We start from the raw sequence: 11,706 nt of genomic DNA, 5'->3' as shown, positions 1-11,706 counted from the left end.
AGTTTCACAGCGGGTTTGCCTGCGCTAGCGCAGAGCGTTGTTGCGGGCAAGCCCATACCTCAGTGCCGTAGTGAAGCCTTACCGCTCACTGCGATACACCTCGGCATAGACCTCGGTAATAGGCTTGCGCGGGTAGCGTTTGATCAGGGCTTTGACCTTGGCGCTCAGTCGCAACAGTTCGCTGCTGGGCTTGGCCCATTGTTCGGGCGGCAACGGCTCGGACCATGCTTGCATGGCGGGCGGCAACGCCCGGCGGCCGACTTTGGCGATGCGTTTTATTTCCCACTCCACCAAATGGTTGGGCAGCGTCCACAGCGTCATCACGTGGTAGACGTACCAAAAGAAAGCGTAGATCCGGCCCACTTCCTTATCGCGCAAGCGCCGATGCAAACCGGCGCGGGCATTGCGGAAGGTGTGAAGGCCTTCGTGGGGCGGGTCGCCGGGCTCTTGCAGCCCGAGGGGATCTTGAAGGGTAGAGAGGTCGTGGAGTTCATATTCCATATAGCCGCGAACAGCCTCCCAGTTGGAAATTGCCAACTGCACACTGCCGCATTGGAATTCAACCCGGACTAACTCACCCTCGTGCTCAAACCCCATGCCCATGCCGTATTGGCGGATGACGCCATATTGGGTGGCGCCTTGTGCTTGCACGACCCATGCGGAGAGAGATTCCCAGGGGACGAATAAGGGTTCAGTAGCGCCATCGGGCATAAAACACACTTCGCGGCGCTGACGGTTGAAACGGGTGGGGATAACTTTTGTGAAGAGGTTGTGGTGGTAAAGCCAGATGAGGAAAAACATGGTTGAGAAAAAAAACCAAGCTATGAATGCGTAATGTCCAGACACCAAGAAAATCCCTTTAGCAGATTCCCACCCGTCCTGAAAGGTATCACCTAACATCAACATCAAAAGCCCACCTAAAAGAGGTACTCCAAAAGCTACGAGACAGGAAAATGTAAATGGCACTCCCAAGTTAAATTGATACGGAAAAACTTTCGGCTGCCCACCTCCGAAATCCAAGTGAATATCGTCATATCCACTGATATAGGGACAGAAGGGATGCTCACTGGTTGGTAAAGGCAAGGGGGCTAAATAAGATTGGCGACCTGAGGGGAAATATTCGACATCTCCTGCGCGTTGAACAACAGTTTTCTTAATCGGGCTCATTTGTCATGATTCCTGTATTCCGAATACCAGCCATCGACCCGCTTGCGCGGGCCGATGTTGCACAGGGCTATCCAGACTTAACTGGAAACCGGAGCACGCCAGTCGTCAAAACCGGAAGTGCCACTGATTTCGTGAGTCCACGTGATTTTGCGGTAGGTAAAATGCACATCTTCCAAGTGAGTGAAGTGCGAATTGGCAGGGTCTTGGCAGTTATGCATGTAGTCCTTGATATCAACGATAATCGCGTCTTCAAGTTTGGTGGTGTAGTAATGCTCCTGGGTGCCCGAAGCAGAGGTCCGAAACCACTGAATAACGACTTCAGTCATACGCTCACCGGACGTCAATGCTTGCAGCAGCAGCGGCGAAGCCTTGTCGAAAACCTTGGTGATGCACACGGGCTTGTGAACCCGCTGCCCGGTTGGCTGACCCGATTGAGGATCGCGCGGAATGATGACTTCGTGGGAGAAACCTTGAACCATGACCTGGTCTTCATGGCCTTCCTGATAAGTATTACCCACTGAGTCTGCGGTGAAGGCGCCTGAGGTGATCAAACCCTGTTTTTCACCGGTGACGGACATATACGCTGGCGTAGCCATGAATTTCTCCTTAAAGAATTGAGGTACACCCATGTGTCATTACACATGGGGCAACATCAACCATTCCAAGACTTATGCCAAGTTGTTAGCTGCCCTTATAAATCAAAGCCTGCACACGGATAGACCTCTTTATTTGTATCAACCCATTACTTAATTGGATAAAAGTGCGCAAGAAGTTGCGCAGTATTGCGCAACTTCTTGCGCATTCAGCTACAGCCCTTTTCCCATATAGCGTTCAGCCCTTTACCCACAGAAAAACCCCCTTTAAGTGCGCAACTTTTTGCGCACTTAAAGGGGGTCACGGTTAACCGGACTTCAAACGATGGGGCGTGTCTGATTCAACTTGTCTGAAGTGACACATCCACGTGTTCACGCTCATCGTTCAAGGATGGCAGCGGCTCCGGCACCCAAATCAAAAAAGGGTCCTTGGCGGGACGATTATCGTAAGGCCGCACCTGGTGCTCCTCATTCAACTCACCTGCACGGGGAAACCCGTACACCCTGCGGCGCTCCACATGAATGCTCGGCGCTGCCCCGGCGCCACTGGCGGGCTCGATATTCATCGCCTTCAAGGTGGCCATCAAGTCTTCCATGATCCGCGCACGATCAAGAGTGAATGCCGATGCAAAGCAACGCCAAAAACGCCAGCCCGCGCGTTCCAGAATACGCTGGCGACGCATGTCACTGTCCCAGCGGTCAGGCCCGTGGAAACGGTCGCCGTCGCACTCGATCGCCAGACGGCTATCGTTATCGCCCTCGACCACCATGTCGATGCGATAAGCGCCCACACCCACCTGCGGAATCACTCGATAACCCCGACGGGTCAGTTCGTCGTACATCTCGTGTTCAAAGCCGGACTCGCACAGTTCCCGCAGATCGCTGACCTGTTCCGCGTCCTGAGTGAAGGGGGTTTCGAAGTGTTCAATCAAGCCTCTGCGCAGGCTGTCCGCCGCACTGAGGTCGGTCAGTTCGACGCTGCGCACCAGATACATGCGGTCCCGCGCTCGCGACGCCGCTACGTTGAATCGCTGGGCAATCGAGTCGCGGCTGTTGGCAAAGCAATCGCCCGGCGAAGCCACCATCGATAGAAACATGATGTCGCGTTCCTTGCCCTGAAAAGTGCGTGCATCGCCGCAACTGATCTGGAACTGACTGATGACTTCTTCACCCAATTCTTTGGTCAGCATTTGCATGACTTTTTGCGCTTGCTCCGCCCCCAATAACGAGACAACGCCGATGCTGCGGCCCGCGATGTGTGGCATGGCAATCAGGCGGCGAATTTCCTCGACGATCACCTGGGCTTCACCGAGGTTTAATTTGCCTTTTTTCACCCCGTCCATCACCAGCAAGTCGACCAGAGGCGGGTCAAGCCGTTCGGTCATTTTGGGCAAGCGCAGCGGCTTGAGTTCGTGGTTGTAGAACTCGCGCTTGGAGTATTCGATGATCGGCGCCACACAGCGGAAATGCTCGCGCAGCATGGTGCCGCTTTTAGCAAAGACCACTTTGAACAGGTCATACAGCGAGCGCTCGGGGGACATCAAAGGCCGGTACAGCCCTACCTGATTGCCCAGAAAGCGCGTCATCATGTTTTGCACGCGCTCCTCTTCCATGCCGATGCCGTCCGGCGAGACTTGTTTGTCATCGCCTACCACCAGCACTTTTTTAGCCCGCAACAACGCCGGCAGGGCCGTCAGATCAGACTGCGACGCTTCGTCGATGATCACCAGGTCGAACGCGCCGTACTGTGCCGGCAAGCTTTCGCAAATGCGGTAGTGCGGCATGATCCAGCAGGGTATCGCCGAAATCGCCACATCGGCGGCCAACCGTGCATCCTGTCGATAACGGCCCGCCCGTACCCCAGTGCCTTTGCCAATTTTTCGAATCGCCGTGCGATACAGTTCAAGGGCCGCCCTGACACTCGGCGTGGCGTTTTCAGAAAGACGCAACCACGTGCGCTTAACCACCGCGTCCTGGTACAGGCGCGACAGACTCAGTTCCAGTTCGCTTCGAACGCTAAACAGACGCTTGAGATCCTCGCGTCCATCAATGCTATCGAGGTAGTTCGCCAGCCGGCAAAGGCGCCAGACGTCCAGACAGTTGTCCGGGAGCAACCCGTCTACGGGATCTGTATTGGGTTCTTCGCGCAAGCGGGCGGCCCAAATCATACCGCCACTGTGTGCGATCAGTTCCGTGACCCGTTGCACGGTGTCGAGCGCATCGGCCAATGCCAGTACCCGACGCAACTCGTCCATCAGCGAGGACCACTGCGCTTGCAGCTCGGCGGTGTCTACCTGCGGCTGGCCCAGAGTCAGATCCAAAAACCCTTGCAGGCGTGAACTGATCTCGCCACCACAACCGGCCAAGGCTTTGTTGAAGGTTTCTTTGATGACCCATGTGGCCGCCAAACGATGGCGCATCAAGTAATGGCGCAGGATAGTTTGCGCTTGGCCCAATACAGCCTCATCGATGCGCAACCGACTCACGTCAGCCCACTCTGGGAGCACGTGTTTCAGTTCGAGGCAGGCACGGTTTTCGCTCTGCTCTGTCAGCACTAGGGCATCAAATTGTTCGACAGCCCGCGCCGCCGCCATCAGTTGCTCAGTGTCCGCGGCCAACATCGGCAGCGGCATTTCTGCGGCCAGTGCATTCCAGCGCAGCAACAACGTACGGCTGTGTTGCTGCCAGCGCACAAAGGCTTGCACGTGCTGCCAGTCTTGTTCGCTTTGCGGTTTGCTGCCCAGTATCTCGATGACGTCCAGCAGCTGTTTTTGTGCACCCTTTCCGATCAATCCGGACAACCCGAACGGGCGTTTCCCTTCAGCCAAGTTGTCGATGGCCGTTAACACTTCGGGTTGCGCGTGCAGCTCGAACGATAAACTCACCGGGCGGGCGACAAAGACCTTACGCCCCGCCAATGCCTCTGCGATTTCAGCTTTGAGGCCGTCGAAAAGCGCCAGCACATCGCCGTTACCGACGCGCATTAGCCAGGCCTGCATCGGCGCAACCCAACTGTGCGAGGTTGTACTGATTTGCGTGCGCAATGCTTGCAAATGCTCTAGATGCTCAACCAGTGCATGTGCCTGCTCAAGCGTCTGCGGGCTATTGTCCAACAGACGAGGCACCTCGCCGGTGCTCTCCTTGAGCTGCAACTGGCTTTCCTGAGCCAGATCTTGATGCACCTGAATCAGCGTCTGAGCGTCTGGAAAATCAGCCAGCTTCGGTAATTTTTGGCCCAGATAGGCCAGCGAATCCTTCAGTTCAAGACGGGCTTCGCGCAGCACGACGATGTCTTGCAAATTGAAGCGCGGCCGATGCGCGTCACCGATCCCGATTTGATCGCCAAAAGCGCTGACCTCGGCGTGTGCCGCTGCGACCTGTAACGCCGCATGTGTGGGGCTAAGCCGCTCGCCGTCGATTTCAAGGTCTGACAGGTTGCGCTCAGCCCAGTGGGTAATCTCGCGATCGACACTGGCCATCTGACCGTGGAGGGTGTTTATTTCGTCATCAATTTGATCGATTTCTCGCTTATACAGCGCCCGATCAATGCGCTGCACTTCGGCCGAAATCTTTTGAATGGCGAACTCAAACTGCTTCATGCCGTCCGCTTCGCTACTCAGCAAACTGATCGCCAGTGGACGAATAGCTTCGGGAAGCTTTTCCTGCAACACGGCCAAAGCCGGGTCTTTCATCGATGTCACCAGCACACGCTTACCGTTGGCCAGATAGTGGCTGATGACGTTAGCAATGGTGTGAGTCTTGCCTGTACCTGGCGGGCCTTGTACCACGACCCCATCGTGCACTTGCAGCAGCTGGATGATCTGCACCTGCTCGTCGTTGTAAGGCTTGGGGAAATACAGCTCAAGAACCTTCGCGGCCGGTGCCTCTGCACGTTGTGAACCACTGACGTAGGACAAACCACGAAACGGAGGCAAATCCACGTCTTCAAGCACAGAAGACGGTTCAGTCAGAACGGCCTGCAAGGCTCCCGGCAGCACTTCGAGCCCCTCAATTTCACCCTCAAATCGACTCAGGTCTTCGATAAACATATTGCTGTCGCGCGCACGGGCGAACAGGCACCAAGTGTCGGTGACGCACAGGTGCTCTGCAGCTTTGGGAACTGAGCGATCCTGCGCGGCATTCGTCGCCGGCATAAACTGCCCTTGAGCATCGAGCAAGGTTGAGGCGGAGCGAATCACGGGTTCATAGCTTGAGGGGCTAAACGGGCTGAGACCCGCCGTCTCCTGCTTGAAAAAATCCTTGGCCAATGTTGCCAAGGGCCCAACACCGGCAATGTCCGCCGCCACATAAGCGTCCACTTCCAGACGCGGCTCAGCCGCCCGCGGGCGCACTTCAATCGCCATGCTGTCCGGATTAATGGCCAGCTCCACCAACTGACTGATCAAAGGGTAATGGATGACACCAATCTGGGGATGCTCCCACGTCGAAACACCCAGCCCCCAGACCAGCTCCAGTTGTGCATCTCCCAGATTGCCCTGCATCTGCTGCACTAGTAAAAACAGCTCGGCATACAGCTCAATGCTTTTGCGTCGCTGCTTTTCTTCAGCCGCCCACCGTCGCCATGCCGTTTGGCAGTAGGATTTGAACTGGACCTTGATCTCGCCCGCATCCAGGCAATCCTCCAGACTGACCCATTCATCCAGCAGGACTTCTTCGTCCAACTGCAAAGCATCTGGCGTGAGACGGGCCAACTCGGCATCGCTGAGTGCACCGCAGCCCAACAGCAGCTCGCGAGCCACCTGCAGTTTAAGGACTGGCTCGGTTTGCGGTGTGCTTTTGAGGTCTAACCACAAGCCCAACAACGGGCTGAGCGGTGCAGGCGGTTTGATCTCGTGCAAGCGCTCCAGCCGCAGCCAGACTTCATCTTCTTCGCCGGTTTGCACGTCCAGGCTAACACCGGGCAACGCTCGCAGTTTTTCTTCGCTGGCACTGAATGCACTGTGTTGGTTGACGGTTAGCGCAGGCCGCTTTTGCATCAGAGCGGTCTGTTTTACAAATTCAATCAGACCGGCGAGACGGGCACGTACTGTATCCATGTGTGAGCTGAACCACTTAGGTGATGGGATACTCCAGGAAAGTCCAGAAGCACCGAGTAAAAGCGAAAATTCTTACAATGACCAACACGATACAGCGGTTCACAAGGGATTCAGACACCTTATCGCCTTGAATTGATTATCCGCGCCCACAAAAAAAGGCCCTCCCCGAAACCGGGAAGGGCCTTTCGATTAACGCCGAGGGTTAGCCCAGGTTAACGCCAAAGTTCGATGCCAACGGTGCCAGACCGCCTGCAAAGCCTTGACCGATTGCCTTGAACTTCCACTCTTCGCCGTTGCGATACAGTTCGCCGAACACCATCGCGGTCTCGGTCGAAGCGTCTTCGCTCAGGTCAAAGCGCGCCAGTTCTTTGTTATCCGTTTTATTCACAACGCGGATGTAAGCATTCGACACTTGGCCGAAGCTTTGTTTACGGCCTTCAGCGTCGTGAATGGTCACGGCGAACGCCAGTTTTTTAGCGTCTTGCCCCAGACCTGCCAAGTTGACATTGATCTGCTCGTCATCGCCTTCGCCAGCGCCCGAACGGTTATCGCCTTGGTGCACAACGTGACCGTCCGGAGACGTCTTGTTGTTGTAGAACACGAAGCTGCCATCGTTCAGCACTTTGCCGTTCTCACCCACGATAAATACCGAGGCGTCCAGGTCGAATTCCTGGCCGTCAGTCACACGAGGATCCCAGCCCAGACCGACAATCACGTCGGTCAGGCCCGGCGCTTCTTTGGTCAGGGAGACGTTACCGCCTTTGCTCAGACTTACTGCCATGTTCGTAAACCCTTATATAAAAAGATGAATGGGTACGGATTAAAACTTCAGACCGAAGCTTTCAGCCAACGGCTTGAGACCACCGTTGAAGCCTTGGCCTACAGCGCGGAATTTCCACTCGGAGCCGTTGCGATACAGCTCGGCAAAAATCATCGCGGTTTCAGTGCTCGCGTCTTCTGCAAGGTCATAACGAACAACTTCGTTGTTGTTGTCCTGGTTGACCAGACGGATAAATGCGTTACGCACCTGACCGAAGTTCTGACGGCGGGCGTCAGCTTCATGGATGGTCACGGTGATGGCGATTTTGTCGACATCAGCAGGCACTTTGGACAGGTCGATCTTGATCGCCTCGTCATCGCCGTCGCCTTCACCGGTACGGTTGTCGCCGGTGTGCTCAACCGAACCGTCGGTGCTTTTGAGCTGGTTGTAGAAAATGAAGTCGGAGTCTGCGCGAACTTTACCGTCAGCCTTGAGCAGGAAAGCGCTCGCATCCAGGTCAAAGTCCTGACCGTCGGTGGAACGGGCATCCCAGCCCAGACCCACAAGTACTTTAGTCATCCCTGGAGCTTCTTTGGTCAGGGACAGGTTGCCGCCTTTGGAAAGGGAAAGTGCCATGTGTAGTTCTCCTAAGTCCTTAGTAATCTGCGATCAAGCATTCGTGTCGTTTTTAGCAGGTTCTTCATCTTTACCAGGAAAGATGATGCTGGCCACGATACCTATGGCCAATACCACCAGCACGATTATCAGACTGGTGTTTGGATCAATTTCATAACCGTGGCCAAACAGGTGATCGGTTGCGTTCAGGGCCAGCTTGCCGGCGATAAAGAACAACAGCGCGATGACCGATTTTTCCAGGTGAACCAGGTAGCGCTTCAGGGCTTCAAGCACAAAGTACATGGTCCGCAAGCCCAAAATGGCGAACATCATGGCCGAGTAAACGATCAGAGGTTCACGGCTGACTGCAATCACGGCCGGTACGGAGTCGAAGGCGAACAGAATGTCCGAGACCTCGACCACCACCACACACAAAAACAGCGGGGTCGCGAACAACGCACCCTTGCCTACAAGGGTCATTCCCTTGTTCTGAGGCTTGGTGATCTCTTTTTCAAGCTCTGTGCGTGAAACAAAGAAATTATGACCATGCAGCTTTGGCCATACCGGGAACAGCTTCTTCGCGAAACGGTAGGCAATGTGCTGCGAATAGTCCTCTTCTTCGTCTTCTTCCTTACTGCGCAGCATCATCACTGCGGTCCAGGCCACGACTACCGCAAACAGCACTTCGACCCAAGGGCCAAACGCCAACAGGCCAGTACCGATGGCAACAAAGATCAAGCGGAAGACGATGGCGCCGATGATGCCCCAGTACAGCACGCGATGACGCAGCGAATCGGGAATCTTGAACCAGGCGAAAATCGCCATAAATACGAACAAGTTGTCGACGCTGAGCACTTTTTCCAGTGCATAACCCGTAACGAACAGGCTCGCCACGCTTGGGCCGTGGGCGTAATACAGGTAACCCGCAAACGCGAGCGAGATCAGTACCCAAAAGATCGACCAGATGGCCGCATTGGCCAAAGTGACCGGTTTATCGCTTTTGTGGGTGAACAGGTCGATTGCCAAGGCAATCACCGCCAGCGCCACAAATACAGCGATGGTCATTGGCGGAAAGCCAATTGCCGTATTTACCGTGTTTTCCATGATGTCCTCAGAGATCAAAATCGCCAGGGTTCAGCCCCAGCTCATTACAGATGGTGCGGCAAGCAGCCCGCTCACTTTCATCAAAGTTGCCGTCAGCGCTACCGATTGCGCAGCAAACACGCACCAGCAGACGCGCCGCATCTTCTTTTTTACGTAGCTGACCGATCGACTTCAGAGCTTCTGCACGACCGATCTGCTGATCAAACTCAAATTTCTCACAGACGGCATTGAAGGACTTGATAACGTCTTTGACGTCAAAGGCTTTCAACTCATTCGAGTTTTGAATAAACCCGACCATCTTCTGTTTTTCTTCGCTGCTGATAGAGCCGTCAGCCGCAGCCACCAGTGCGCAGCCGCTGACCACCGCTTCCATGAACTCGCGATTCTTGAACTTGCTGACTTCCGTCGAAAGCTTGTCGCGGGCAGCCGTTGCATTGGTTTTCAGCCATTCGAGCATTGGGTTCACCTTGTCAGAAATTGCGGGATCGGCGCCTGCCTCGGCAGGCGGCCACTTACAAAACGCTCATTTGGAGCCCGCTGACCAGCGCATGCCCCAGTTGTAGGCTTTGTCCATATCGGAATGGCCCTTGAAGAATTCGACCTTGCGGTTGACCTTCACGCTGCCGCCGATATTTTCGAGCAGGGCAATAGCGCACATACCCTTGGTGCCACCCTCTTCGCTCAGACGCACCTCAATCGGAGGCTCACCCGGGATGTACAAGGTGATCACACCATCAGTGGCCTGCCAGTTGGGTGCACCTTCGTAGATGAACGCGTACACCAGCACGCGGCGCATCTTGCGCCACTCCTTACCATTGATACGTAACCACTCGCCGTCGCTGACTGAGCCCGTGCGGTCATCGCCCATCAACTGGATAAACGGCTCGTCACGGAAATCGCCAAAGGCATTGCCCAAGGCTTGAACAGCGCCTTTACGGCCGTTTTCCATTTCGTAGAGACAGCCGACGTCCAGGTCGATACCGCCAGACTTACCGCGCAACGAAGCGAAGAAGCCACCACCGCCGCTTGGCGATGTACGGTTCCAGTTAAGGTTGATTTTGATCTCGCCAAAATCGCCGTCTTTTTTGTCGAGGCTGATGGTAGGGCGCTGTTTGTCGAGGGTAATTTTCGACAGGTTGATCTTGGGTGCAGGTGCCGCAGGTGGCGGCGTAGGCACGGGCGCTGGCGCTGGCGCTGGCGCCGCGGCGGGTGCTGGTGCTGGTGCTGGTGCTGGTGCTGGTGCTGGTGCGGCGATCTCAACACCAAAGTGCTGGGCCAAAGGTGCCAGACCACCCGCGAAGCCTTGTGCCACGCAGCGGAACTTCCAGGCACCCTGACGGCGGTAGAACTCGCCCAGAATCAGCGCGGTTTCTTGCATGCCTTCTGTCGGAATCGGCGCTTCAATGCCACCGGTCACCGACACGTTCAGCTGCGGGAAGGCGGCGAACTTGGCTTTATTTTCGTAAATGGTCGCGGTCAGTGCGACTTTATCGATGGCCGGGTCAAGGGCGTCCAGATTGACGCTGAACACGCTGCGACCAGCGGCCGACTCTGCCAGCTTGACCGCGCCATTGTTGACGCTTTGCTGACCAAAGAAACACATGTCGTTATCGCCACGTACCTTGCCCGACTCATTGAGCAAAAACGCCGAGACGTCCAGGTCAGCGCCTGGCACGGGCGTGTAGCTGATGGTGACGCTCAGAGTGCCTGAGGTGACGGCCGTGTTGGCGCCAGGGGTCAGAGTGGTCATGCACGCACCGCCTGGGCAGCTTCGCTGCTCAAGTCCTGGGCGGTACGGCCGTTGGCAACGGAGCCCACTGCGGTCAGGTCCCAGCCTGCCGATGTGCGGCTCAGGTAGGCCATGACCACGCCAGTATGACGACCTTTATCAGACAGGTTGAAACGTGCCAGCTCTTTGCCCGTCAGCTCATCAACAATTCGGCAGTAGGCATTTTCTACTGCTTCAAAATTTTGCCCGGTGAACGAGTTGACGGTAAACACTAGATGCTTGACCCCGGCCGGCAATTGCTCAAGGTTGACCAGGATCGACTCATCGTCACCATCACCCTCGCCCGTGCGGTTGTCGCCGGAGTGAACGATGGAACCGTCGCTGGATTTGAGCTGGCGGAACCAGACCAGATCCACGGGTTGTTTGCTGCTGTCTAGCAAGATGCAGGAAGCGTCCAGGTCAATGGCAGTGTCACTGTTCAGCAACTTGGCAAAGAAGCCGCTCGGCTTGACCGGGTCCCAGCCCAGGCCCATGCGGATTTTTTTGAGGCCGGTGCCGGCTTCTTTCTCAAGGGAAATGGTTTGGTTCTTGGACAGCGAAATGGCCATGTAGCGTCTCCTTGTCTGCACTGATGCACATTTAGGGTGTTGCTGATTATTGACGTGCTTTGCTTACGCCTTG

9 protein-coding genes are annotated in these 11,706 nt (G+C 55.6%); all 9 read right to left on the bottom strand.

All coding sequences use genetic code 11. The features are described from left to right. Window positions 1-78 precede the first annotated feature (78 nt). A complete protein-coding gene (locus FJD38_RS19275) occupies window positions 79-801 on the bottom strand; it encodes a hypothetical protein (RefSeq protein ID WP_244302768.1) in 723 nt (240 codons plus the stop codon). A 443-nt stretch (window positions 802-1,244) separates the two neighbouring features. Continuing rightward, complete coding sequence (locus FJD38_RS19270) at window positions 1,245-1,763, bottom strand: Hcp family type VI secretion system effector (protein ID WP_122783761.1); 519 nt, start codon at window positions 1,761-1,763, stop codon at window positions 1,245-1,247. Window positions 1,764-2,101: 338 nt separating this feature from the next. After that, complete coding sequence (locus tag FJD38_RS19265) at window positions 2,102-6,817, bottom strand: AAA domain-containing protein (protein WP_146386946.1); 4,716 nt, start codon at window positions 6,815-6,817, stop codon at window positions 2,102-2,104. A gap of 202 nt (window positions 6,818-7,019) precedes the next feature. Further along, complete coding sequence (locus tag FJD38_RS19260; RefSeq protein ID WP_122783763.1) at window positions 7,020-7,598, bottom strand: TerD family protein; 579 nt, start codon at window positions 7,596-7,598, stop codon at window positions 7,020-7,022. A gap of 39 nt (window positions 7,599-7,637) precedes the next feature. Beyond that, the gene (locus FJD38_RS19255; RefSeq protein WP_122783764.1) at window positions 7,638-8,213 is read right to left on the bottom strand and encodes a TerD family protein; all 576 of its coding nucleotides are present in this window, start codon (window positions 8,211-8,213) and stop codon (window positions 7,638-7,640) included. A 33-nt stretch (window positions 8,214-8,246) separates the two neighbouring features. Next, entirely contained in the window at window positions 8,247-9,296 is a 1,050-nt protein-coding gene (locus tag FJD38_RS19250; RefSeq protein ID WP_146386944.1) for a TerC/Alx family metal homeostasis membrane protein, read from the bottom strand. A gap of 7 nt (window positions 9,297-9,303) precedes the next feature. Next, window positions 9,304-9,753, bottom strand: a complete 450-nt coding sequence (locus FJD38_RS19245) for a tellurite resistance TerB family protein (RefSeq protein ID WP_122783766.1) — start codon at window positions 9,751-9,753, stop codon at window positions 9,304-9,306. A gap of 66 nt (window positions 9,754-9,819) precedes the next feature. Continuing rightward, window positions 9,820-11,046: a TerD family protein gene (locus FJD38_RS19240; protein ID WP_146386942.1), complete on the bottom strand. Its 1,227-nt coding sequence runs from the start codon at window positions 11,044-11,046 to the stop codon at window positions 9,820-9,822. Beyond that, entirely contained in the window at window positions 11,043-11,633 is a 591-nt protein-coding gene (locus FJD38_RS19235) for a TerD family protein (protein ID WP_146386940.1), read from the bottom strand. The genes FJD38_RS19240 and FJD38_RS19235 overlap by 4 nt, the downstream gene beginning before the upstream one ends. Window positions 11,634-11,706: the final 73 nt, after the last annotated feature.

Origin of the sequence: Pseudomonas saxonica (assembly GCF_007858365.1) — a bacterium.
Taxonomy (GTDB): domain Bacteria; phylum Pseudomonadota; class Gammaproteobacteria; order Pseudomonadales; family Pseudomonadaceae; genus Aquipseudomonas; species Aquipseudomonas saxonica.
This window is presented reverse-complemented; position numbering and strand designations above follow the sequence as displayed.